We start from the raw sequence: 24,145 nt of genomic DNA on the forward strand, positions 1-24,145 counted from the left end.
CGACGCTCGAGACGGACCGGGACCGGGAGGCGTCAGACCCGGACGACGGAGGCCGGTACCGGACGGGCATCCGCGTCCGCGGCGGGCCAGTCGGGGTCCGCCGCCGATCCCGGGGCCCGCAACGGATCCGTCTCCGGCCGCAGCACGGACCGCACCACCAGCACGCACAGCACGACGACGAACGCGTCCCGCACCAGCACGGCGCCGAGGAACCAGTCCGGCGGGAGACCCTTGTGGTCCGTGCCGAGGTAGTAGAACATCCGCGGCACCCAGACCAGGGCGTCCACGGCCATCCACGCGAGGAGCAACCGCCAGCGCGGCAGGGCGAGCACGGCCAGGGGCACGAGCCACAGCGAGTACTGCGGGCTCCACACCTTGTTGACCAGCAGGAACGCCGCCACCACCAGGAACGCCAGCGACGCGAGCCGGGGCGGCCGGGGCGCCCGGGCGGCCAGCACCGCCAACCCCGCACAGACCACGACGAACAGCCCGGCGGTCACGGCGTCGAGGATCACGGGTACCTCGCCGTGCTTCAGCGGGCCGTCGAACCCGTCCCAGCCGGTGAAGTAGCTCAGCGCGTAGTAGAGCGAGTCGGGATCCGCCGGGCGGGACTGGTTGAGCCGGAAGAACTCCCACCAGCCTGCGGGATAGGCGACGGCGACGGGCAGGTTCACCGCCAGCCAGGAGACCGCCGCGCCCACGACCGTGCGCCACACCGGCCCCGGCTCCCGCCGGCGCAGCCCGACCATGATCACCGGGAGCAGGAGCAGCAGGGGATAGAGCTTCGCGGCGCCACCGAGGCCCAGCAGGATGCCGCCGAGCACCGGTCGTCGACGCGCGACCGCGACCAGCCCGCCGAGCGCGAACGCCACGGCGAGGGCGTCGAAGTTCGTGAACGCGTGCACCAGGACCAGCGGCGAGATCGCGACGAGCGCGGCGTCCCACGGGCGGTGGGGCCGCAACCGGTGCACCGACCGGACGACGACGAGCCAGGACAGCGCCAACCACACGGCGACGAGGTCGAAGTAGACGACGACGGGCAGCCCCGACGGCAGCGGGACGTGCGACGCGACGGCCAGCCAGCCGTCCGCCAGCCGCGCGTTCGCCCACTGGAAGAAGCCGGTGAGCACCGGGTACTCCATGTACCGCACCGTCTCCGAGCCGTCCTGCGCGGTCTCGGTCCACGGATCCCGGTAGGGCAGCGCGGCCGGGTCGTCGAGGCGTTCGATCCCGTAGAGCGGCACCGTGTCCGAGTAGCACATCGCCACGTACTGGCGGCTGTTCTGCCAGTCCAGGGCGAGGGTGCCGTCAGCGGTGGGGTACTGCTGCAGGCAGGCGGACTTGCCCAGCCAGGACATCGCGAGCACGACGACGGCCATGAGGAGCACCACCCGCAGCGGCGTCCAGAACCGGCTGCGTCCGACGAGCGCGTGCCGGCCGAGCGGACCGCCGACGACCCTGCTGGCCGAGGCCGCGAGCGGTTCGGCCCAACTGGGCACCACACGGGCCGGTGGGCGCGGCGCCGGCCCCCCGCCGGCGCCGGGCCTCATCCTCCGTCCGGGGTCGTGCCGCCGTTCCCGCCGGGCAACACGTCTGCGTTGTTCGTGCTGCCGGAGTCCGGGTTGTTCCCGTTCCCGCCGCTCCCGCTGCCGTTCCCGCCGTTCCCGTTCCCGCCGCTCCCGCTGCCGTTCCCGCCGCTCCCGCTGCCGTTCCCGCCGTTGCCGTTCCCGCTCCCGTTGTCGGCGTTGTCACCATTGCCGCTGTCGCCGTTGCCGTCGCTGTTCCCGCTGTCGCCGTTGCCCCCGGGCTGGTTCTCCGTGGACGGGGTGGCGGAGCGGGTGGCGTCGGACACGGGCGGCTGGCCGATCGGGTCGAACGCCGAGAACTGCTCGCGGGGTGTCCCGCTGAGCACGGCGTTCATGTACTCCTCCCAGATGGAACCCGGGAGCATGCGGCCGTAGATGGGCCGGCCGGCGGAGTTCTTGATCGGCTGGTTGTCGTCGGTGCCCACCCAGACGGCCGTGGAGACGGACGGGGTGTACCCGACGGTCCAGGCGTCGTTGTTCTGCCCGGCGACGCTGCTCTGCACCGTGCCGGTCTTGGCGGCGACGGGACGGCCACCGTTGAGCGGGATGCGCGAGGACTGCGCGACGTCCGTCATCGACTCCGTGACGTTGCGGGCGACCTGCTCGGGGAAGGCCTGGGTGCCCGCCGTGCCCGTGCCGTGGTCGTAGATGACCCGGCCGTCGCTCGTGGTGACCCGGGAGACGAGGTACGGCTCGCGGTACACGCCGTCGGCGGCGAAAGTGGCGAACGCCGACGCCATGTCGGCCGGGTGCACCTCCTTGTCTCCCAGGGCGATACCGGCGCTGAGCTTGTCCGCGGGCAGCAGGTTCGCCGGGATGCCCGCCTTGTGGGCGGCCTCCGCGACCGCGGCGGGGCCGACGTCGATCGCCATCTTGTAGAAGACGGTGTTGATCGACTGCGTCATGGCCGTCTTCACCGAGCACCGGCCACAGCTGACGCCCTCGGAGTTCGAGACCTTCTGGCCCGCGAGGACCTGCGGCGACGAGCCGTCGTACTGGGTGCCCAGGCCGATCGGGTCCGGCTGCTGCAGGGCCGCGGCCAGCACGAACGGCTTGAACGACGACCCGGGCTGCTTGAGCGCCTGCGCGTAGTCCAGGCCGACGCCGTTGTCCCCGCCGTAGTAGGCCAGGACGGCGCCGGTCTTCGGGTCCACCGACACCACGGCGGTCCGCAGGTTCTCGGGCTGGCTCTTCATCACCTTCTCGACGGCGTCGACCGCCTCCTGCTGTTTCGCCGGGTCGATCGTCGTCTGGACCGTCAGGCCCTCGGTGTTGATCTCCTGGTCCGTGATGCCCTTCGCCTCGAGCTCGGCGCGGACCTGGTTGTAGATGTGGCCGCGGCTGTCGCCGGGGATGCCGCCCTCGTTCACCGACGGTTGCTTCCACTGGGGGTAGACCTGCGCGGCGCGGTCCACCGGGGTCATCCACCCCTGCGCGACCTCGCCGTCCATCACGAAGTTCCAGCGCTCGAGGGACTTCTCGGGGTTCTTGGCCGGGTCCCAGCGCGACGGGGACTGGATGAGCCCGGCGATCATCGCGCCCTCGGACGGTGTCATGTCCTGGACGTTCTTGCCGAAGTACGCCTGGCTGGCCGCCTGGATGCCGTACGCGCCGCGGCCGAGGTAGATCGCGTTCAGGTAGTTCTCCAGGATCTGTTCCTTGGTCTGCTCCTTGGAGATCTTCGCGGCGAGCACGATCTCCCTGTACTTGCGCCAGAGCGAGACCTGGTCCTGCCCGGTCGTCACCTTGATGTACTGCTGGGTGATCGTCGACCCGCCGCCGATGCCGCCGGTGAGCTGGCTCCACACCGCGCGGCCGATGCCGGACACGTCGAAACCGGGGTTGGAGAAGAAGGAGCGGTCCTCCGCCGAGAGGACGGCGCGCTGCACCGGCAACGGCACCTGGTCCAGCGTGACGTTCGTGCGGTTGACGTTGTTCGGCCGGACCGTGGCCAGCGGGGAGCCGTCGGTGTAGTTGAACGTCGCGACCTGCGTGACGGCGGCGTCGTCCGCGCTGGGCACCTTGAAGATCATCCAGCCGACGGCGAAGGCGATCGTCGGCACGACGACGAACAGGCCCAGCAGCACGTAGAGCACCCGGCGCACGAGGCGCCACGTTATGTCCTCGCGGCGCAGGGCCCACCACCGTCGGGGCGGCTCGTCGCCGCCACCACCCGTTCGGGCGGCGGGCGGGCGGCCGCCGGCCGGCGGGACGAACGCCCCGGCGGCGCGGTCGGCGCCGGGACCGGCCGGGCCGGGGACCGGCCGGGGCGGCCCGGACGGGGCCGACGAGGCGAGCTCCTCGTGCGTCAGCAGCTGCGGCGGCCCGGAGCCGGGGGCGCCGCCGTCCGGACGGAAGCGGGCGGGCACCGGCCTGCCGGGGGGCGGGGGAGGACCGGCCTGGGAAGGGCCGGGCCGCGGTGGACCACCCGGCCCGGGCACGGCACCGCGCGGCCCGGGAGCGGCCGGCCTCGGCCTGGGAGCGACACCGGGCGGGCCCGGGCGCCCCTGCTGGTTCGCGAACGCCTGGCCTGGCCCGTCGGGCCGCGGCGGGGGCGTCCCCGCCGGGCGGGACCGGGCGGGCCGGCGGCGGCGTCGGGATCGGGGGTGCCGCCGGGGAACGGCATGCGCCCCGGCCTGCGCCGGGAGTCACTCTGGTCGGTCACCGCGGGCTCCGTGGTTCTCCCCGGCCCGCCCTACTGGGGAGCGGGACGGCCGGGGCGGGGGGATCGACGGGGTCGGATCGAGAAGATCGGCGGGTGGGGTCGACGGGGGTGGGCGGGCGGCTCACTCGGCGGCGGTCCTTCGTCGCTGGTTGCGCCCGGGGCTGCCGCCCTTGCCCAGGACGTAGGACTGCACCAGGTGGTTCCAGCTGCAGGAACGACAGACCTCGACGACGTAGACGGAGAACTCGTCGAAGGAGTTCTCCAGCGCGGCGAGCTCCTCGGGCTTGCGCGCGGACCCGGACGCCTGGCGCAGGGCCTCCCCGAAGATCCAGCTGACCTGCGTGAGCCGCTCGCGGCGGCACACCGGGCACTGCTGCTCACCGGCCTGGCCGTGGAAGCGGGCCGCTCGCAGCAGGTAGGGGCTGGCGTCGCAGACCTCGGCCACGCCGACACGACCGGAGTGGACATCTGCGAGCAGCGCGCGACGCTGCAACGCATAGTCGACGACCTGTCGCTGGGTGAGCACCCGACCAGGGTACGCGCGGGGGCCACCCCGGAACCCGGAGCCGCCTCCGGAGATCGCCGCCGGTCAGATGATCACGGCCTCGACACTGCGCGCAGATGTATCGGACCGATATAGTCGGGTTACCGATCGGCCGGAGGACAGCGGGGTCGTCCGGCGGGACGGGAGGAGGCAGGGCACGATGCTCGAGTTCGCGATCCTGGGGCTCCTCTTCGAGGCGCCGATCCACGGTTACGAACTGCGCAAGCAGCTGGGCCTGCGGCTCGGCGGCTTCCGCGTCTTCTCCTACGGCTCGCTCTATCCGGCGCTCCGCAGGCTCACCCGGGCCGGGCTCATCGTCGAGGACCCGGACCGTTCCACCGGCCCCGACGCGACCGGGGCCGGCGGCTGGTCCAAACGGGCCCGCCGCGTCTACCGGATCACCGCGGAGGGCAAGGAGCGCTTCGCCACGCTGCTCTCCGAGGCCGGTCCGCAGACCTGGGACGACGAGAGCTTCGGCGTGCACCTGGCCTTCTTCTCCCGTACCCCCGCCGAGACCCGCATGCGGATCCTCGAGGGACGGCGGCGGACGGTCGAGGAACGCCGGGAGGGCATGCGTTCGGCCCTGGCCAGGGCGGGCGAGCAGATCGACCGCTACACCCGCGAGCTCCATCAGCTCGGGCTCGACACCACCGAACGCGAGGTCCGGTGGCTGAACGAGCTGATCGCGAGCGAGCGGCAGCAGGACCCCGGCGACGGCGCCGGAGCAGATCACGACCAGGTTCCACGAGAGAAGGAGAACCCGCATGAGTGAGGTGCGAGTCGCCGTCGTCGGCGTCGGCAACTGTGCGGCGTCGCTGGTCCAGGGCGTCCAGTACTACGCGGACGCCGACCCGGCCGCCCGAGTCCCCGGCCTGATGCACGTGGACTTCGGGGGCTACCACGTCCGCGACGTCACGTTCGTCGCCGCGTTCGACGTGGACGCCAAGAAGGTCGGGCGCGACCTCTCGGAGGCCATCGGGGCCAGCGAGAACAACACGATCAAGATCGCGGACGTGCCGCCGATGGGCGTGCCGGTGCAGCGCGGGCACACCCTCGACGGGCTGGGCCGCTTCTACCGCGAGACGATCACCGAGTCCGACGAGGAGCCGGTGGACGTCGCGGCGGTGCTGCGCGCGACGAAGGCGGACGTGCTCGTCTCCTACCTCCCGGTGGGCAGCGAGGCCGCGGACCGCTTCTACGCACAGGCGGCCATCGACGCGAAGGTCGCGTTCGTCAACGCGCTCCCCGTGTTCATCGCCTCGGACCCGGTGTGGGCGCAGAAGTTCCGCGACGCCGGTGTCCCCATCGTGGGCGACGACATCAAGTCCCAGGTCGGTGCCACGATCACGCACCGCGTGCTGGCGAAGCTCTTCGAGGACCGCGGCGTGCAGCTGGACCGCACGATGCAGCTCAACGTGGGCGGGAACATGGACTTCCTGAACATGAAGGAGCTCGAGCGCCTCGAGTCCAAGAAGGTCTCCAAGACCCAGTCGGTGACCTCGCAGGTCGACCGGGACATGGGCAAGGACAACGTGCACATCGGCCCGTCGGACTACGTGGCCTGGCTCGACGACCGCAAGTGGGCCTACGTGCGCCTCGAGGGCCGTGCCTTCGGTGACGTCCCGCTGAACCTGGAGTACAAGCTCGAGGTCTGGGACTCACCGAACTCCGCCGGCATCATCATCGACGCCGTGCGCGCCGCGAAGATCGCGAAGGACCGCGGCATCGGCGGGCCGATCCTGTCCGCGTCGAGCTACTTCATGAAGTCCCCGCCCGAGCAGTACGGCGACGACGTCGCGCGGGACGCCGTGGAGGCGTTCATCCGCGGCGAGCGGCAGGACTGACCTCCCCCGCACCTTACCCACCCGGCGGCCCCGGCCGCGACGCTCCTGGCGAGCGTCGCGGTACGGGGCCGCCGTCGTCGGCGAGCACTTTTGCTTCAGGACCGGAAATATTCGTGACGCTTCCGAACCGGAAATGTTTTCACTCGCCCAGAGTAATCACGAGCAGATAACGGCAATACCGGCTGCGCGCTCGACCTGCAACGATGCAGATGACGGTCGAAGGAGTGGCGCACAGCACTGAAACTGCTCCGCACGAGAACATTTGCCGTGAGTACGCTCACTCTGATGCGGCCGGCTTTATGAGACCTTCGTCATGACACGGCCTCGTAATGGTTTCGTAATTTGCATAACGGCCACGAACACCAGCGCTCACCGGGAGTGCCGGGTTCGGGGTCACCGTCCGAACGGGCGGGGTGCGGCTCGGCCGAGTCCTTCACCGATGGCCGCAGTGTCCAGACGCCCCGCTGTCGCGACCGCCGTTTCTCCCGAACCGGCGCGCTCCTGTCCACGTTCGGCGGTGCTACCTCCAAGGAACCCGCGTGTCGTCTCTTCGACCTGCACTGGCGCTCCGCACCGCCACCGTCGCCGTGCTGACCACCGCGACCGCCGCCCTCTTCACCCTGGTCCCGGCCACGGCCGCGACCGCCCCCGCCGCGTCGGCCACCACCGCCGTCACCACCCCCGTCACCGCCCCCGTCCGCAACGTCGCCAACTCCTCCTCCGCCTTCGCCTCGCCGGCCGCGGCGGTCGCCGCCGCGAAGACCGGCGCCTCGCCGGCCGCGGCCCGGGCCTCCGCGGTCCAGAAGGCCCTGGGCAAGGTAGGCGCCCCCTACCGCTGGGGCGCCTCCGGCCCGTCGGCCTTCGACTGCTCGGGCCTCACGTCGTGGGCCTTCAAGCAGGCCGGCATCTCGCTGCCGCGCACGAGCCGGGCGCAGTCCAGGGTCGGCACGCCCGTCTCCAAGGCGAACCTGCAGCCCGGGGACCTGGTGTTCTTCTACAAGCCGGTCAGCCACGTCGCCATCTACATCGGCAACGGCAAGGTCGTGCACGCGAGCAGGGCCGGGCAGCCGGTGAAGATCAGCAACCTGAACAGGATGCCGTTCAACAGCGCCCGCCGCGTCTGACGCGTTAGCGTTCGTGGCTGTGAACGAACCACGTCCGCTCGCCCTCGTCACCGGCGCCTCCCGGGGCATCGGGGCCGCCGTCGCCCGCGCCCTCGCGCCGACCCACGACCTGCTGCTCGGCGGCCGCGACGCCGCCGCGCTGGAGAAGCTGGCGGCCGAGCTGCCCGGGTCCCGCCCCTGGGCCGTCGAGCTCACCGATCCGGAGGCGACGGCCGCCGCCGTCGAGGGCATCGAACGACTCGACGTGCTCGTGCACTCCGCGGGCGTCGGCATGCTGGGCACCGTCGCGGAGACGCCGCCCGAGACCTGGCGGCGCCAGTTCGACGTCAACGTCGTGGCGGTCGCCGAGCTCACCCGGCTGCTGCTGCCCGCGCTCCGGGCCGCCGACGGCGACGTCGTGCTGGTCAACTCGGGGTCCGGGCTCGTGGCGCGCGCGGGCTGGGGCTCCTACGCCGCCAGCAAGTTCGCGCTCCGTGCCTTCGGCGACGCCCTGCGAGCCGAGGAGCCCGCGTTGCGGGTGATCTCCGTGCATCCCGGGCGGGTGGACACCGACATGCAGCGCGACGTCGTCGCGCACGAGGGCGGGGAGTACGACGGTTCGAGGTTCCTGCGTCCCGAGTCCGTGGCCGCCGCCGTGCTCGCCGGCGTCACCGCGTCACCGGACGCCCACCTCACCGAGATCGTCGTGCGGCCCAGAGGCTGACCTGCGGGGCTAGCATTCCGCGCATGCTGGATCCGGAGCAGGTGAACCTCGAGGAACTCGGCACGGCACTCGAGGACCGGACACCCGAGACGAGCTGGTGGATCCACCCGGAGACCGGGGAGGTCGTGCCGCACGTCCCCGTGGAGTACACCGGCGTCGACGAGTCCGAGGCCGACCTCGAGGACGCCGGCTGGGTCCGCATCGAGCCCGCCGAGGGCCGCGAGGGCTACCGGGACATGGCGGACTTCACCGCCGGCGTGCAGCACCGCCGGGCCGCCGAGCTGCTGGACCGGGCCATCAACGGGCGCGGGGCGTTCCGCCGGTTCAAGAACACGCTCTTCGAGTTCCCCGAGGTCAGGGACCAGTGGTACCGCTTCCGGGACGCCCGTTCGCGGCGCCGGGCGCTGGGCTGGCTGGCCGACTCCGGCCTCGTCGAGCCGGCGGCCGCCGAGCGCGCGGCGGCGCGCTACCCGGACCCCTCCCCGCAGAACGAGGACGTGCCCGCGGTCGTCGCGGCGGACCTCGCCTCGCTCTACGGGCCGCGTCTGCGACAGGTCCTGCTGTTCGGCTCCTGGGCGAGCGGGGAGGGGTCCGTCGAGTCCGACCTGGACCTGCTCGTCGTGCTCGACGAGCTGGAGTCGCCGTGGACCGAGCTGCGCCGGATGGACGCGGTGCTCTGGCCGCACACCGAGCGCTCCGGGATCACGCTGACGGCGCTGCCGGTGAGCCAGGAGGCGATGTCGCAGCCGAGCGAGCCGTGGCTGGTCCGGGCGAAGGCCGAGTCGGTGCGACTGCGATGAACAGGCAGCCGGGATGAACAGGCAGCCGGGATGAACAGGCGAATGGGATGAGCGAACCGCAACCCGCACCCCGACCACCGGCCGATCTGCTCGCCCTGCCCCGGCCGGGGATCGCCCGCGCCCGCCAGGAGCTCGGCGCGGTCCGCATGCTGCGCGACGGCGGCTACCCCGCCCAGGCCGTCTCCCGTGCCTTCCACGCCGCCCGTTTTGCGGCCGAGGCGGCGCTGGGTGCGCTCGGCGAGACCCGGGACCGGCCGTCGGACGTCGTGTCCGCGTTCGTCCGCCGGGTGGTGCGCGAGCGGGCCATGGACCCGGTGAGCGGACAGCTGCTCCGCTCGCTCTTCAACCGCGCGGTGCTCGCGGACCGGACCTTCCTCACCGTCCCGGGCGACGAGGCGGACGCCGCGCTCGCGGACGCCGAACACGTCGTCGCCACGGTCGGCGAGTGGCTCGACGACCCCGCCCGGAGCACGCCGGCCCACGGCGGGGCGACCCGCCTCCCCGCCCGGCCGGCCAGGCGGCGCCGGGCTACCTGACGACGTTCACCAGGCGGCCCGGGACCACGATCACCTTGCGCGGCTCCGCGCCGGCCAGCGCGGCGACGATCTTCTCGTCCGCCAGCGCCGCCGCCTCGACGTCCGCGACCGCGCTGTCCGCCGGCACGACCACCCGGGAGCGGACCTTGCCGTTGACCTGGATCGGGTACTCGACGGTGTCCGCCACCAGGTACTTCTCGTCCGCGACGGGGAAGTCGGCGTAGGCCAGCGAACCCTCGTGGCCCAGGATCGACCACAGCTCCTCGGCGATGTGCGGGGTCAGCGGCGCCATCATCAGCACCAGCGGCTCCGCCACCGAGCGCGGCACCCCGACGGACGCGTACGTCTTGGTCAGGTGATTGTTCAGCTCGATCAGCTTCGCCGCGGCCGTGTTGTAGTGCAGCGCCGGGTAGTCCTCCCGGACGCCGGCGATCGCCTTGTGCAGGGCGCGCAGGGTGTCGTCGTCCGGCACCTCGTCCGTGACCCGGGAGCGGCCCGTCTCCTCGTCCACCAGGTTGCGCCACACCCGCTGCAGGAACCGCTGCGGGCCGACGACGTCCCGGGTCGACCAGGGGCGGGAGGCCTCCATCGGGCCCGTGTACATCTCGTAGAGCCGGAAGGTGTCCGCGCCGTAGCGTTCGCTCATCTCGTCCGGCGTGACGACGTTCTTGAGCGACTTGCCCATCTTCCCGTACTCACGGTTGACGGGCCGGCCGTTCCACGTGAAACCGCCGTCCCCGTCCTCCACGACCTCCTCCGCCGGGACGTAGGTCCCGCGGGCGTCGGTGTAGGCGAACGCCTGGATGTAGCCCTGGTTGAACAGCTTGCGGAAGGGCTCCTCGCTCGTGACGTGGCCGAGGTCGAACAGGACCTTGTGCCAGAAGCGCGAGTACAGCAGGTGCAGCACCGCGTGCTCCACGCCGCCGACGTACAGGTCGACGCCGCCGGGATCGTCCGGCCCGCGCCGCAGGTCCTTGCCGACCCAGTACTTCTCGGCCTCCTCGGAGACGAACCGCTCCGTGTTCGTCGGGTCCAGGTAACGCAGGTAGTACCAGCACGAACCCGCCCACTGGGGCATCGTGTTCGTCTCGCGCGTGTAGTCCTCGAACCCCCTGTCCCCGTTGTCCGAGCCCAGGTCCAGCTCGACGTTCACCCAGTCCAGCGCGCGGGACAGCGGCGGCTCGGGCTCGGTGTTCGCGTCGTCCGGGTCGTAGGTCTTGGGGGAGTAGTCGTCGACGTCCGGCAGCAGGACCGGCAGCTGGTCCTCGGGCAGCGCGACGGGGCCGTGCTCGTCCCACACGATCGGGAACGGCTCGCCCCAGTAGCGCTGCCGGGAGAACAGCCAGTCCCGCAGCTTGTACTGGACGACGCCCTCACCGGTGCCCTGAGCGGCCAGCCAGTCGATGATCGTGCGCTTCGCGTCCGCAACACCCAGCCCGTTCAGGCTGATGTCGTCGTTCGCCGAGTTGATCGCCGGGCCGTCGCCGGTGAACGCCTCGCCGTCCCAGCCCTCGCCGGGGTCGACAGTGCGCACGATCGGCAGCCCGAAGGCCGTCGCGAAGTCCCAGTCCCGCTGGTCCTGGGCGGGAACAGCCATGATCGCGCCGGTGCCGTAGCCCATCAGCACGTAGTCCGCGACGAACACCGGGACGTACTCGCCGTTGACCGGGTTCACCGCGTACGCGCCGGTGAAGACACCGGTCTTGTCCTTGTTCTCCTGGCGGTCGAGCTCGGACTTGCGGCCGGCCTGCTCGCGGTAGGCGGCCACGGCCTCACCGGGGGTGGCGGCACCGCCGGTCCAGCGCTCGTCCGTGCCTGCGGGCCAGGCGGCCGGGACCAGCGCGTCGACCAGCGGGTGCTCCGGCGCCAGCACCATGTAGGTCGCGCCGAACAGCGTGTCCGGGCGGGTGGTGAAGACCTCGATGCTCTCGGGGCCGCTCGCGAACCGGACCCGGGCGCCCTCGGAGCGGCCGATCCAGTTGCGCTGCATGGCCTTCACCGAGTCCGGCCAGTCCACCCGGTCCAGGTCGGACGCCAGCCGGTCCGCGTACGCGGTGATCCGCATCTTCCACTGCTTGAGGCTGCGGCGGAACACGGGGAAGTTGCCGCGCTCGCTGCGGCCGTCCGCGGTGACCTCCTCGTTCGCCAGCACCGTGCCCAGGCCGGGGCACCAGTTCACCGGCGCCTCGGAGATGTAGGCCAGGCGGTATCCGTCGATCACGGCGCGCCGCTCGGCCTCCGACAGGGCGGACCAGTCACGGCCGTCCGGGGTGGCCCGGGTGCCGGCGGCGAACTCCGCCGCCAGCTCGGCGATCGGCCGGGCGCGCGCGGCGTCCGTGTCGTACCAGGCGTTGAAGATCTGCAGGAAGATCCACTGCGTCCACCGGTAGAACTCGGGGTCCGTGGTCGCGACGGAGCGCCGGTCGTCGTGGGCCAGGCCCAGCTGGCGCAGCTGCTCCTTGTAGCGGGCGATGTTGGCCTCGGTGGTGGTGCGCGGGTGGGTGCCCGTCTGCACCGCGTACTGCTCGGCGGGCAGGCCGAACGCGTCGAAGCCCATCGCGTGCAGCACGTTGCGGCCGTTCATCCGCAGGTAGCGGCCCAGCACGTCCGTGCCGATGAAGCCCAGCGGGTGCCCGACGTGCAGTCCCGCGCCCGAGGGGTACGGGAACATGTCCAGCAGGTAGACCTTCTCGCGCTCCGAGCCCGGCTCGCCGGGGTTGGGCGCGTGGAACGTGCCCTCGGCCTCCCAGCGGTCCTGCCACTTGCGTTCGATGCTCGCAGCCAGGTTCGCGCCGTACCGGAACGGCGGTGCGGCGGGGGCGCCCGCTCCGCTGTCCGCCTGACCGGCGATGGTGGTCTCCGTGGTCATGTCCCGCTCACCTCGTGAAAGAACCGTGACGACCCGCCGGTGACGACGGATCGGCCTGTGACACAACTGACCCCTCCGGCCGAGGGCACTGGAGGGGTCGCCGCGCCGGGGGATGCTCAGCTCGACGCGGCGCCGAGAAGGCCGGTCCGACGGGTCGCCTGCACACCCTCAGGGTAACGCCGCTGGCCGCGGGCCTGCGACGGGGTTGACGGCGGACGCCGTCTAACCTGGTGTCGTGCCGCAGACCCTCCGCCTCGTGCTCGGCGTGCTGTTCGTCCTCGCCGGTGTCGCCCTGCTCGCCGTCGCCGTGCTCGGCGGCCGTTCGCGGCTGCGGCGCAACCGGTACGCGGGCGTGCACACCGCGGCCACGATGGCGTCGGAACGCACGTTCGCGCTGGCCAACCGGGTCGCCGCCCCACTCCTGGGTGCCGCGGGGGCCGTGCTCGTGGCCGCCGCGGCCGTGCTGCTGGCCGCCCCCGCCGCCGTGCTCGCCTGGATCGTCACCGCGGTCGGCGGCATCGGCGCGGTCCTGCTCGCCGGGGCCGGCGGCACGCTGGGGGACCGGGCCGCGGCCCGGCTCGCGGCCACCGAGCAGCCGGAGTTCGCGTGCGCCGGGGCCTGCGCGGGCTGCTCCCTCGTCGAGGGCTGCCAGCCGAACCCGTGACGCCGGCGGGTCACCAGCCCCAGGAGCCGGGGCCTCCCTTGAACGGCCCGGCGATCTCGTCGGTGATCCAGCCCCCGTAGAAGCCACCGGGTTGGGGGACGACCTTCTCGGCGTCGAGGGTGATCTCGTCGAACGGGCCCGCGTACAGCGCGACCCTGTCCGTCACCTCGGGATAGCGGCGGTCCGGCGCCGGGTACCACCAGCCGATCGCTTCCAGCGGCGGCGCGCCGGGCACCACGACGTCGACGTACCGGGCGACGCCCTTCCATTCGCAGAAGGTCTCGCGCTCGACGGGGCGCAACACGCCGTCGGTGAAGGCGGTGCGGGGCAGGTAGTAGGTCGGCGGGTGGCTGGTCTCGAGCACCCGGACCAGGTCGTCGGTGTCCACGACGACCGTGCCGCGGTGGGTGACGACGGCGCGACGAGTGATCCGCTCGGCCCGCGGCGGGCGGGGGTAGTCCCACACGGACTCCTGGCCGGGGCCCGGGACCTGCGGGGTGGGGCGTGGCATGTGACCTCCGTGCGTCGGACCCCCAGTGTCGGACCCCCAGTGTCGGACTCCCAGTGTCGGCCGCGCACCACCCGGGCGCGCGCCGAACTCTCGTTCACACGTTCGTCCTGGACGATCGTATGAACGGGACGGTCGTCAGAACGCGGACCCGACCTGGTAGTCCCCGTTGCTGTCGAGGATCGTGACCGGCACGCTCAGCCGCAGCCCGTCCCCCGTCACGTCGCAGAACACCACCAGGTTGCGGTCCGCCGGGACGTCCCGCGGGCAGACGACCCGGGCATCGGCCGCGGCGTCCCTCGTGGCCGGGTCCGCGGCCACCACCTCCCGCACGTCCCGCTCGACGGCGGTCGAGTCCAGCACCCGGCGCGGCTCCGCCGTGGCCGTGCCGGCGACGGGGTGCGTGCACCCCAGGAGGAGCAGGGGCAGGGCTAGCACCACGGACCTGCGCGCACCCGACATGGGGGCTCCTCCCGCCGGCGGACCGCTCCAGGGTCCCCGCCCACGGGCCGTCGCGGAAGGCCTCGGCCGAGGCCCGCCGTCAGTTCAGGCCGATCTCCGCGGGGAACGTCGCCAACAGCGCCAGTGGTACGCCCTGACGGCGCAGGACGCGGCCCCACAGGTCCGAGTGCCGGCCGGTGAGGACGTCGTCCGGCAGGCCCGGGACGACGATCCAGTCCCCGCGGGCGATCTCCCCGGCGAGCTGCCCGGAGTCCCAGCCGGAGTAGCCGGCGAACACCCGCAGCCCGCGCAGCCGGGGCGCGATCCGGCGCACGTCGCCGTCCAGGTCCACGAGCACCACCGGTCCGCGCACGACGACGACCCCGTCCAGCCCCTCCGCGTCCTGCCCCGTGCGCAGCGCGGCCAGGCACAGGGCGGTCGTCCCGTCGACGGGGCCGCCGGTGAACACCGTCCGGGGCTCCGACGCGGCGGATCCCCAGGCCGGGAGCACGTCTCGGACCTCGGCGTCCCCCGGTCGGTTGAGCACCACGCCCAGGCTGCCCTGCGCGCGGTGCTCGACCACGTACACGACGGTGCGTGCGAAGTTGGGGTCGGTCAGACCCGGTGCGGCCACGAGCAAGGTGCCCGGACCGACAGGGGTGGAGGCCCCGGGGCCGGTGCGGTCGTCCCTCACGTGGTCCATCGTCGCACCCTCGCCGGCGCAGTAACCTCCCACCCGTGTCAGTTCCTCGCACCACTTCACCGGCGAGTGACGAGGACGTCACTTCCTGCGACGGGCAGGTTCGGAAGCTCGGGATCGCCGGGCTCCTGCACAGCCCCGGTTTCGCCAGGTTGATGGCCGTCCGGCTGCCCGCGCAGTGGGGCGACGGCATGTTCCAGGCCGCGCTCGGCGGCGCGGTCCTGTTCAACCCGGAACGGCAGGCGGACCCGATGGCCGTCGCCGCCGGGCTCGCGGTGATGCTCCTGCCGTACTCCGCGCTCGGCCCCTTCGCCGGGGCGCTCCTGGACCGCTGGGACCGCCGGCGGGTCCTGTTCGTCGCGAACCTGCTGCGGGTCGTGCTGATCGGCCTCGTCGCGGTGGCGGTGGGCGCCGGGGTGGCGGGGGCACCGCTCTACCTCGGGGCGCTCGCCGTCATGGGGGTGAACCGGTTCGTGCTGTCCGGGCTGTCCGCGGCGCTCCCGCACGTCGTGCTGCGTCGACACCTGGTCGAGGCGAACGTCCTGGCCGTCACGATCGGGGCCGGGATCGCGGCGCTGGGCGGGGCGTCGGCCGTCGGGATCCGGATGCTGGCCGGGGCCGGAAATGCCGGGTCGGCGATCACGACGGCCCTGGCCGCGGTCGGACCGCTGGTCGCCGGGCTCGTCGCGGCGACCTTCGCCCGGAAGGTCCTCGGACCGGACTCGCGCGACGAGCCGGACCGGGCACTCACGGCCGTCGCGCACGGGTTCGTGGACGGCGCGCGGGCGGTCTTCCGGACACCCACCGTCGCCGCCACCTTCCTCGCCCTCGCCGCGCACCGGCTCGCGTTCGGCGTGAGCACGCTGGTGTCCCTGCTGCTGTTCCGCTACGCCTTCACGGGCTCGGGGCTGCTGTACGGCGGCATGGCGGGGCTGGGCGAGGCGGTTGTCGCCGCCGCGGCCGGGATGGGCGTGGCCGCGTTCCTGACGCCGTTCCTGGTGCATCGGATCGGCCGGCCGCGGACCGTGCGGGTGGCCTTGCTCGTGGCCGCCGCGGCGATGGTCGTCGTGGCCCTGACGCTGTCCCCGCCGAGCGTGCTCGCGGGCGCGTTCGTGCTGAGCACTGCGGGGCAGATGGTGAAGCTGTGCGCGGACGCCGGCGTGCAGAGCGAGACCGACGACGCGGTGCGCGGCCGGGTGTTCGCGCTCTACGACGGCGTCTTCAACGTCTGCTACGTCCTGGCCGTCACCGTGGCGGCGCTGCTCAGCCCTCCGGACGGGGTGGCCCCGCTGCTGCTGGGGTCCGCGGCGGCGGTCTACCTGGTGGGCCTGCTGGCCCACGACCGGCTGCTCCGCCGCCGCGCCTGACCGGCTACTCCGCCGGGACGTTCTCCGCGGCCCAGGCCCGCAGCTCGCGCTCGGCCTCGTCCCGGCCCAGCGGGCCGCGCTCCATCCGCAGGCCCAGCAGGTGCTTGTACGCCCTGCCGACCAGCGGCCCCGGCTTCATGCCGAGGATCTCCATGATGGCGTTGCCGTCGAGGTCCGGGCGGATCGCGTCGAGCTCCTCCTGCTTGCGCAGCTCGCCGATCCGGTCCTCGAGGGAGTCGTACGAGCGCTGCAGGGCGGCGGCCCGGCGCTTGTTCCGCGTCGTGCAGTCCGAGCGGACGAGCCGGTGCAGGCGCTCCAGCAGCGGGCCCGCGTCGGTGACGTAGCGGCGCACCGCCGAGTCCGTCCACTCGCCCTTGCCGTAGCCGTGGAACCGCAGGTGCAGGTAGACGAGCTGGGCCACCTCGTCGATCAGGTGCTTGGGGTAGCGCAGCTCCCGCAGCCGCTTGCGCACCATCTTCGCGCCGACGACCTCGTGGTGGTGGAAGCTCACCCGGCCGTCCGGCTCCTTGCGCCGGGTCGGCGGCTTGCCGACGTCGTGCAGCAGCGCGGCGAGGCGCAGCACGAGGTCCGGGCCTTCGGTCTCCCGGTCGATCGCCTGCTCCATGACCACGAGCGAGTGCGTGTAGACGTCCTTGTGCTGCATGTGCTCGTCGATCGCCAGCCGCATCGCGGGCACCTCGGGCACCACGTACTCGGCCAGCCCGGTGTCCACGAGCAGCTCGATGCCGCGCCGCGGGAACTCCCCGAGCAGCAGCTTGCTGAACTCCGCCTGCACCCGCTCGCGGGTGATCCGGGCGAGCTCGCCGGCCATCGCGGTCATCGCCGCGACGACCCGCTCCGACGGCGTGAACCCCAGCTGGGAGACGAACCGCGCGGCGCGGAGCATGCGCAGCGGGTCGTCGGCGAAGGAGTCCTCCGGGGCGGCCGGGGTGTCCAGGATGCCGGCGGACAGGGCCGCGACCCCGCCGTGCGGGTCCACGAAGCGCCGCTCGGCCAGCTCGACGGCCATGGCGTTGACGCTGAAGTCCCGGCGGACGAGGTCGTCGTCGATCGAGTCCCCGAACCGCACGACGGGGTTGCGGCTCACCCGGTCGTACGCGTCCGCGCGAAAGGTCGTGATCTCGACGACGTGGTCGCGGCGGCGCGCGCCGATCGTGCCGAACTCGATGCCGGTGTCCCAGACAGCGTCCGCCCAGCCGGAGAGCAGCCGCAGCACCTCGTTCGGACGCGCGTCCGTGGTGAAGTCCAGGTCGTTGCTGCCGCGGCGCAGCAGCGCGTCCCGCACGCTGCCGCCGACGAGGTAGAGCCGGTGGCCGGCCGCGGCGAACCGGGAGGCGAGGTCCTCGGCGACCGCGGGGATGTCGAGCAGCTCCACGAGTGCATTCTCCTGGGCCCTGTGCAGTGCAGCCGGTTCGGGCACGGCGGCCGGTACGGACGGGGTACCCCGATCGAGGGCACCGTCGGCGGGGTGGGCCGCGACGGCGGTTCCCGGGATCACGAGCGGAGAAGACACGGCGGGCCAGTGTAGGCGCCGCCCCGGACGTCCGGCGCACCCGTACTTCTCCGGGGGTTCAGCGGCCGTCGACGTGCCCCGTAGCTGGCGGGAAGCTCCGAACGGCGGGGACGCGACGGAGGCCCGCCGAGCGAGTGGACCACCGTCGACCTGCTCCCTCGTTACCATCGCCACATGTCCTCTTCCCGCGGTCGCTCCGGAGGGCGCCGCGCGGGCCGTCCCGCCGACCGGCGTCGCCGGCTGCGGACCGTGGACGAGACGTCCGCCGGGGGACTGGTCGTCGACCACGAGCACGGCACGGCTGCGGTGATCGGCCGGCTGGACCGCCGCGGCCGGCTGCTCTGGTCGTTGCCGAAGGGACACATCGAGGCAGGGGAGACCGCGGAACAGGCGGCGGTGCGCGAGGTCGAGGAGGAGACCGGCATCATCGGGCGGGTGGTCGCACCCCTGGGCACCATCGACTTCTGGTTCATCGCCGAGGACCGCCGCGTGCACAAGACCGTGCACCACTTCCTCATGCGGGCCCTCGGCGGCGAGCTGTGCGACGACGACGTCGAGGTCTCCGAGGTCGCCTGGGTGCCGCTGGGCGAACTGGAGTCCCGGCTCGCCTACGCCGACGAGCGGCGGTTGATCCGCCGGGCCACGGAGTTGCTGGAGGAGACCGCGTGAGAGGGGCCGCGGCCGCGGCCGTGCTCGTCCTGCTCATGCTCACCGGGATGGCCGGCAGCGCATCCGGTGCGGTCCCGGCCGCCCCGCCCCGGAACCCGGCCGCGGGTCCGCTGCAGCTCACGCTGGACCAGCTCGCGCCCGGCCTCGTCACGTCGGACGGGCCGGCCGAGCTCACCGTCACCGGCACCCTGACGAACACCAGCGCCACCGCGGTCGACGGGATCGGTCTGCGGATCCAGCGCGGGGACGCGCTGACCGCCGAGGGCCAGGTGCGCGACGCGCTGGAGGGCAGTGCCGCCGTCGACGCCGTCACCCCGACCTTCACGGACCTGCCGGACGCGCTGGCCCCCGGCGGCTCCGTCCCGGTGCGGATCACGCTCCCGTTCGCCGGCCCGCCGACGACGAGCCTCGCGCTGACCCGGCCGGGCGTCTATCCGCTGCTGGTCAACGTCAACGGTGCGCAGGACGGGGTCCGCGCACGGCTCGCCGCGGTGCGGACCCTGCTCGCCGTGCAGTCGCTGCCGGGCAGCAGGCCCCCGCCCGTCGACGGGGCCGCGACGCCGTTCACGATGCTCTACCCGATCGCGGACGTGCCGCACCGGCTGCCGGTGGTCCCGAGCGAGCAGACCACGCTGACCGACGACGACCTCGCCGCCTCCTTCGCCCCCGGTGGCCGCCTCTACGGCCTGGTGTCCACCCTGGCCTCGCGAGCCCCGGCCGGGACGCCGCTGCGGGCCGGGATGTGCGTCGCCGTCGATCCGGAGCTCGTGCAGACCGCGGCCGCGATGCGCGACGGGTACGTCGTGCGCACGCCGTCCGGGACGATCCCCGGCGCGGGTGCCCAGGCCGCGGGCCGCTGGGTCGACCGGCTCTCCACCGTGCTGCGCGGCAGCTGTGTGCTCGCCCTCCCGCAGAACGACGCGGACCTCGTCTCGCTGGTCCGCAACGGCGCCCCGGACCTCGCCGCGCGCGCCGTCGACGACGGCCGTGCCATCACCGCGGCCACCCTCGGGACCCCGGTCCTCGCGGACACCCTCTGGCCCGCCGACGGCCTGATCGACGACGCGACGCTGGGCCGGGTCGGGATCGCGCAGGACAGCTCGTCGGCGGTGCTGCTGTCCGCGGACGGGATCGCGCAGGGGCGTGCCACCCAGACCTCCGGCGTGGTGGCGCTGGAACCGCCCGCCGGGACCCCGACCAACACGGCGGTCACCGCCGTGATCACGGACCCGCTGCTCACCGAGGCGGCCGCGGGGACGACGGACCCGGGGACCGGTGCCGCTGGCACGGGCGCGCCCAGCACGTCGCTCTCCGGCAGCGACGGGCCGCTCTCGACCCAGGACGCCGTCGGGGCCCTGGCCTTCCGGGCCCGGGCCGCCGCCGCGGCCGCCCTGGGGAGCGCGGACCGGCAGGGGCCGCTCGTGCTCGCCCCGCCGCACCGCTGGCAGGCGGAGGGGGCCGGCGCCGACGCCCTGCTCGCAGCGGCCGCCCGGCTGTTGCAGGACGGCCTGCTGGCGCCGCGCGCGCTCGGGGCCTCCGTCTCCGCGGGACCCACGCGCGGCGCCCCGCCGACGGCCGTGGCGTACCCGGTGCGGGCCAGCGCCGCGGAGGTCCCCGCATCGGTCGTCGCGGGCCTGGTCGCGGACCGGGACGCCGTCGAACGCCTGCGAGCCGCCTCGACCTACGAACCGGGCGTCGGCGCGAGGCCGGCGGACGCCTTCGACCCGCTGCTGCGCGGACTGCTGCGGGGCGCCTCGTCCGCCTGGCGCGGCGACCCCGGCGCCGCGGCCGCCGCCGCGGCAGCGGTGCGCACCCGCATCTCCGAGTCGTCGGCTCGGTCCGGGTCCTCGAGCCGCCGGGCCCCTACTCGCTCGGCACCCGGGACGCGCCGATCCTGCTCACCGTGGCGAACGGGTTGCCCGTGACCATGACGGTGCAGGTCGAGCTGGCGAGCGTCGGCGGCGGCCTGCGGGTCCCGACCATCCCGGTGCAGCGCGTCCCGCCGCTGGGCCGCGTCCAGGTGCGGGTCGACGCCGAGGTGACCCGGTCGGGCACCTTCCCCGTCGAGGCGGCGGTCCGGACCCCGGACGGCGGCACGCTGGGCCCGCCGACCCGGCTGCAGGTCCGGTCCACGGTCTACGGCGTGGTGACGGTCTGGCTCACCGTGGTCGCGGGCGTGGCGCTGGTGATCCTGGCCGGATTCCGGATCGTGCGGCGCATCCGCTCCGGGGACGGCGGCGCGCCGGGCGCCGGCGTCCCGCCGCCCGGCCGCGGGCCCGACGAGGCTCCGACCGGCGAGATCGCCGGGGTGACGGGTGCCGGGAGCACGGCGTCGCCGCCCGTCCGGCCGGCCCGTCCCGCGCGCGACAGCCGGCCGCCGAACGACCAGCCGGGACGCGCATCCCGGGGACCGGGGGCCGGGGGAGACCCGACCGGACCCACGGTTCCGCTGCGGCGGCCGCCGTCGCGTCACTAGTGCGCGGCACGCCACAGTGGTTGCAGCGCAGGGGTGCGCGCCGGCGGATTCGGGCCTCGGCTCGCCGGGCCCGAATCCTCGTCGCGGGCACGTCACCTGACGTAGGCTGGGCCCGGCACACGACGACGGACCGGAAGGTCGCTGGGGAGGGGTCGACGCCGGTGAGCGGGCAGACGGGACCGCGGCCCGCCGCAGGTGGAGACCGCCCTGCGGTGCGTGGCAACGCCGTAGGTGTCCGTACCGCCGAGGAGCCGATCGTGCCCGCGCAGCAGACTCCCTCCGAGCAGGTCCGGCCGCCGAGCGGGCTCCGCGCCCCCGATCCCGCCGGCACCTCCGCCGGCGACGTCATCGCCGAGCGCTACGCCCTGCGGGCCCGCGTGGGCGCGGACCTGCGCGCGGGAGCCGAGTTCTGGCGGGCCGAGGACACCGTGCTGCAGCGGGACGTCGCGATCACCGTGCTGCGCCGGTTGCCCGTCGACGGCACACCGGACCCGGACTCGTCCGCCCGGGCCGAGGACATGATCGTGCGGGCGCTGCGGGCGGGTTGTTTCGAGCACGCCGGATGCGCCCGCCTGCTGGACGTGCTGGCCGCCGGGTCCCGGGGCATGCCCGAGGACGTCCTGGGCGCCGCCGTCACCGAATGGGTCCCGGGCCGCAGCCTGGCCGAGACCGTCGCGGACGGCCTGATCCGGCCCCTGGCCGCGGCCCGGATGGTCGAGCCGCTCGCCGCCGCCGCGGAGGACGCGCACGGCCACGGCCTGGTCCTGGGCTGCGACCACCCGCAGCGCATCCGGATCACCCCGGACGGCCGGGCGCAGGTCGCCTTCGTGCTGCCGCGGCCCGGGCTCACCCCCGCGGACGACGTGCGCGGCCTCGGCGCGATCCTCTACACCCTCCTGACCTCGGCGTGGCCGCTCTCCGGCTCGGACGCCGCGCGCGCCGGGCTGGCCGCCGCGGACCGGTCGAACGGCGAGCCGCCCGCCCCGTCGGCCGTCCGCGAGGGCGTGCCCGTCGAGCTGGAGGCGGTCTGCACCGGCACCCTCGGCATCGGCGGCGAGACCGCCTCGGGCCGGGTCCACACCGCGGCCGCGGTGCGCTCCATGCTGGACGAGGTCGTCGCGGAGGAGGACCGCTCCGCCCTGTTCCCGCCCGTCCACGACGGCACCTCCACCAGCCCGGGTGACGTCTGGCAGGACCGCAGGCGGGACAGCGGGACCGGGGACCCGGACCGCCGGCGCAAGCTGCTGGTCGGGCTCGGGGTGCTCGCCGTCGGCGTGCTCGTCGTGCTCGGGTACCTGGGCGTGCAGCTCGGGGCCCTGTTCGGGAACGGCGGGGGCGGGCCGCCGATCGTCGTCGGCGGGTCGGCCACCCCCGGCCAGGACGACCAGGCCACCCCGCCCACCCCCGGCGTCGCCATCGCGAACCCGCAGGCCAGGGTGTTCGACCCGGTCGGGGACAGTGACAACGCGGCCCGGGTGTCCAGGGCCGTCGACGGCAACCTCACCACCAGCTGGGCCACCGCGGAGTACCGGCAGCCGTTCCCCGCGCTCAAGCCGGGCATCGGGATCATGACGTCGTTCGTGTCCGTCGAGCAGCTCTCCCGGCTGACCGTCCAGTCCCCCAGCGAAGGCACCGTGGTCGAGATCCGGTCGGCCCCTTCGGAGAACGCACAGCTGGGCGAGACGGTGCTGCTCGCGAAGCAGACGCTGAAGTCCGGCAGCACCACGATCTCGCTCGCGGACAGCCAGCCCGTGGAGCACGTCCTGGTCTGGATCACGAAGCTCGGCGGGGGCGGCAGTGACAACGTCACCGAGATCGACGAGCTGACGTTCTACCGCGCGGACGTCTGACCCGCGTTCCGTCCGACCTGCGTTCACTGTCGCTAACGGCTTCCCGGAACCGTCGCGGGGGACAGCGGCACCGACATAGCGTCGTTCCGTGTCCGCACCCACCCGTCCACCTCGGGGCCCCGCGCCCGGCCCGGTGCGCGCGGACCGGGAGCTGTTGGACGCGCACCTCGCCGGGGAACGGGCGGCGTTCGACGAGCTGGTCCGCCGGCACGGGGACCGCCTCTGGTCCGTCGCCCTACGGATCCTGCGCGATCCCGAGGACGCGAAGGACGTCCTGCAGGAGGCGGTGGTGTCCGCCTACCAGGGCGCGGGCCGGTTCCGCGGGGACGCGTCGGTGTCGACGTGGCTGCACCGCATCGTCGTCAACAAGTGCCTGGACCTCGTGCGGTCCCGACTGGTCCGGCCGCCGGCGGCCGGCTGGCCTGCGACGGACCCCGCCGACCCGCGGGACGTCGCCGCCACCCTGGTCACCCGGATCACGATCACGGACGCACTGGCCCTGCTGCCCGTCGAGCAGCGGGTGGCGGTGATCCTGGTCGACGTCCAGGGGTGTCCGGTCGCCGAGGCCGCGGAGATCCTCGGGGTACCGGCCGGGACGGTGAAGAGCCGGTGCGCGCGGGGACGGCGGCGCCTGGCGCCGATCCTGGGCCATCTGCGGGAGGAGGCGCCGTGAGCGACCCCGAGATCGTCCGCAGGGCGCTGGCCGCCACCCGGGCCGAGCTGGCCGCCGCACCGCCCCTGCGGATGCCCAGGGACCTCGCGAGACGGCTCGCGGAGGAGCTCGACCGGGTCGACCGGGAGGCGGACGGGGTGGCTCGGACACCGGGGTCCCCCGCAGCACGACGGCGCCGGCCCCTGGTGCTCACGGCCGCCGCGGCCGCGGCGGCGGTCGCGCTCGCGCTGCCCGTGGCGCAGCGGCCCGCCGATCCGGGGGACGCCGCGCCCGATCTCGCGGGGGCGGTCGCCGCGACACTGGCCGCCCCGCCCGGCGGACCGTTCACCGACCGCTCCCGGCTCGGCGCGTGCCTGTCGGCCGTCGGCGCGGCCCCGCCCGGACCGGTCGTGGGCACCCGGGAGACTACGATGAACGGCAGGTCAGGGGTTCTCGTCGTCATGACGACAGGGGTTCTGGGGCGGTTCCGGGTGGTCCTCGCCGAGCCTGGATGCGGCCTCGACGCTCCCGCCGCCGGCGGTGCCCTGCTCGTCGACTCCGTCGTGGGCGGGTGACCGGGCTCACCAGCAGGTGGCGGCGGGCGTGGCACGGG

At 73.8% G+C, this 24,145-nt stretch carries 22 protein-coding genes; 14 read left to right on the forward strand and 8 right to left on the reverse strand.

The window, feature by feature from the left end:
• Window positions 1-32: 32 nt before the first annotated feature.
• The 3 genes from WBK50_RS31665 to WBK50_RS31675 all read right to left on the reverse strand — a co-directional run bounded on the left by WBK50_RS31665 (window position 33) and on the right by WBK50_RS31675 (window position 4,777).
• Window positions 33-1,550 (reverse strand): glycosyltransferase family 87 protein, encoded by a 1,518-nt coding sequence (locus WBK50_RS31665; protein ID WP_341339064.1) that lies wholly within the window; start codon window positions 1,548-1,550, stop codon window positions 33-35.
• Window positions 1,547-3,955 carry a transglycosylase domain-containing protein gene (locus tag WBK50_RS31670; protein ID WP_341339065.1) on the reverse strand — a complete coding sequence of 803 codons (2,409 nt, stop codon included), beginning with the start codon at window positions 3,953-3,955 and terminating at the stop codon, window positions 1,547-1,549. The genes WBK50_RS31665 and WBK50_RS31670 overlap by 4 nt, the downstream gene beginning before the upstream one ends.
• A 417-nt stretch (window positions 3,956-4,372) precedes the next feature.
• Entirely contained in the window at window positions 4,373-4,777 is a 405-nt protein-coding gene (locus WBK50_RS31675; protein WP_341339066.1) for a DUF5318 domain-containing protein, read from the reverse strand.
• Window positions 4,778-4,955: 178 nt separating this feature from the next.
• Here WBK50_RS31675 and WBK50_RS31680 point away from each other — a divergent pair, with 178 nt between their 5' ends.
• The 6 genes from WBK50_RS31680 (at window position 4,956) to WBK50_RS31705 (ending at window position 9,802) form a co-directional block, all read left to right on the forward strand.
• Complete coding sequence (locus tag WBK50_RS31680) at window positions 4,956-5,567, forward strand: PadR family transcriptional regulator (RefSeq protein WP_341339067.1); 612 nt, start codon at window positions 4,956-4,958, stop codon at window positions 5,565-5,567.
• On the forward strand, window positions 5,560-6,639 hold the full coding sequence (locus tag WBK50_RS31685; RefSeq protein WP_341339068.1) for an inositol-3-phosphate synthase: 1,080 nt from the start codon (window positions 5,560-5,562) through the stop codon (window positions 6,637-6,639). Before WBK50_RS31680 ends, WBK50_RS31685 begins: the two co-directional genes overlap by 8 nt.
• Before the next feature lie 539 nt (window positions 6,640-7,178).
• A complete protein-coding gene (locus WBK50_RS31690) occupies window positions 7,179-7,763 on the forward strand; it encodes a C40 family peptidase (protein ID WP_341339069.1) in 585 nt (194 codons plus the stop codon).
• 19 nt (window positions 7,764-7,782) lie between these two features.
• Window positions 7,783-8,466: an SDR family oxidoreductase gene (locus WBK50_RS31695; protein ID WP_341339070.1), complete on the forward strand. Its 684-nt coding sequence runs from the start codon at window positions 7,783-7,785 to the stop codon at window positions 8,464-8,466.
• 23 nt (window positions 8,467-8,489) lie between these two features.
• Entirely contained in the window at window positions 8,490-9,266 is a 777-nt protein-coding gene (locus tag WBK50_RS31700) for a UPF0158 family protein (RefSeq protein ID WP_341339071.1), read from the forward strand.
• 47 nt (window positions 9,267-9,313) lie between these two features.
• Window positions 9,314-9,802, forward strand: coding sequence for a hypothetical protein (locus WBK50_RS31705; RefSeq protein WP_341339072.1), 489 nt, complete (start codon window positions 9,314-9,316; stop codon window positions 9,800-9,802).
• Here the strand turns inward: WBK50_RS31705 and leuS are convergent.
• Window positions 9,795-12,671 (reverse strand): leucine--tRNA ligase, encoded by a 2,877-nt coding sequence (gene leuS / locus WBK50_RS31710; RefSeq protein ID WP_341339073.1) that lies wholly within the window; start codon window positions 12,669-12,671, stop codon window positions 9,795-9,797. The two genes, WBK50_RS31705 and leuS, sit on opposite strands and share 8 nt — an antisense overlap.
• A 235-nt stretch (window positions 12,672-12,906) precedes the next feature.
• On the opposite strand from leuS, the gene WBK50_RS31715 reads away from it, so the two are divergent.
• Entirely contained in the window at window positions 12,907-13,335 is a 429-nt protein-coding gene (locus WBK50_RS31715) for an SdpI family protein (protein WP_341339074.1), read from the forward strand.
• 10 nt (window positions 13,336-13,345) lie between these two features.
• Here WBK50_RS31715 and WBK50_RS31720 read toward each other — a convergent pair whose 3' ends face one another.
• From WBK50_RS31720 to WBK50_RS31730, 3 genes are all read right to left on the reverse strand, one after another.
• Window positions 13,346-13,846, reverse strand: a complete 501-nt coding sequence (locus WBK50_RS31720) for a DUF427 domain-containing protein (protein WP_341339075.1) — start codon at window positions 13,844-13,846, stop codon at window positions 13,346-13,348.
• Between the two features lie 135 nt (window positions 13,847-13,981).
• On the reverse strand, window positions 13,982-14,305 hold the full coding sequence (locus WBK50_RS31725; RefSeq protein ID WP_341339076.1) for a DUF4333 domain-containing protein: 324 nt from the start codon (window positions 14,303-14,305) through the stop codon (window positions 13,982-13,984).
• 79 nt (window positions 14,306-14,384) lie between these two features.
• On the reverse strand, window positions 14,385-14,987 hold the full coding sequence (locus WBK50_RS31730) for a YqgE/AlgH family protein (protein WP_297502860.1): 603 nt from the start codon (window positions 14,985-14,987) through the stop codon (window positions 14,385-14,387).
• Between the two features lie 35 nt (window positions 14,988-15,022).
• Here WBK50_RS31730 and WBK50_RS31735 point away from each other — a divergent pair, with 35 nt between their 5' ends.
• Window positions 15,023-16,351, forward strand: a complete 1,329-nt coding sequence (locus WBK50_RS31735; RefSeq protein ID WP_341339077.1) for an MFS transporter — start codon at window positions 15,023-15,025, stop codon at window positions 16,349-16,351.
• A gap of 4 nt (window positions 16,352-16,355) precedes the next feature.
• Here the strand turns inward: WBK50_RS31735 and WBK50_RS31740 are convergent, their stop codons facing one another.
• Window positions 16,356-17,792, reverse strand: coding sequence for a CCA tRNA nucleotidyltransferase (locus WBK50_RS31740; protein ID WP_341339570.1), 1,437 nt, complete (start codon window positions 17,790-17,792; stop codon window positions 16,356-16,358).
• 267 nt (window positions 17,793-18,059) lie between these two features.
• Between WBK50_RS31740 and WBK50_RS31745 the strand changes: the two genes are divergently transcribed.
• The 6 genes from WBK50_RS31745 to WBK50_RS31770 all read left to right on the forward strand — a co-directional run bounded on the left by WBK50_RS31745 (window position 18,060) and on the right by WBK50_RS31770 (window position 24,107).
• On the forward strand, window positions 18,060-18,554 hold the full coding sequence (locus tag WBK50_RS31745) for an NUDIX hydrolase (RefSeq protein WP_341339078.1): 495 nt from the start codon (window positions 18,060-18,062) through the stop codon (window positions 18,552-18,554).
• Window positions 18,551-20,479: a hypothetical protein gene (locus tag WBK50_RS31750; RefSeq protein ID WP_341339079.1), complete on the forward strand. Its 1,929-nt coding sequence runs from the start codon at window positions 18,551-18,553 to the stop codon at window positions 20,477-20,479. Before WBK50_RS31745 ends, WBK50_RS31750 begins: the two co-directional genes overlap by 4 nt.
• Window positions 20,458-21,030 (forward strand): DUF6049 family protein, encoded by a 573-nt coding sequence (locus WBK50_RS31755; protein WP_341339080.1) that lies wholly within the window; start codon window positions 20,458-20,460, stop codon window positions 21,028-21,030. Before WBK50_RS31750 ends, WBK50_RS31755 begins: the two co-directional genes overlap by 22 nt.
• 257 nt (window positions 21,031-21,287) lie before the next feature.
• On the forward strand, window positions 21,288-22,880 hold the full coding sequence (locus WBK50_RS31760) for a protein kinase family protein (RefSeq protein WP_341339081.1): 1,593 nt from the start codon (window positions 21,288-21,290) through the stop codon (window positions 22,878-22,880).
• A gap of 88 nt (window positions 22,881-22,968) precedes the next feature.
• Window positions 22,969-23,553 carry an RNA polymerase sigma factor SigM gene (gene sigM, locus WBK50_RS31765; RefSeq protein WP_341339082.1) on the forward strand — a complete coding sequence of 195 codons (585 nt, stop codon included), beginning with the start codon at window positions 22,969-22,971 and terminating at the stop codon, window positions 23,551-23,553.
• Complete coding sequence (locus WBK50_RS31770) at window positions 23,550-24,107, forward strand: hypothetical protein (protein ID WP_341339083.1); 558 nt, start codon at window positions 23,550-23,552, stop codon at window positions 24,105-24,107. The genes sigM and WBK50_RS31770 overlap by 4 nt, the downstream gene beginning before the upstream one ends.
• Window positions 24,108-24,145: the final 38 nt, after the last annotated feature.

It is taken from the genome of Pseudonocardia sp. T1-2H (assembly GCF_038039215.1).
Lineage (GTDB): Bacteria > Actinomycetota > Actinomycetes > Mycobacteriales > Pseudonocardiaceae > Pseudonocardia.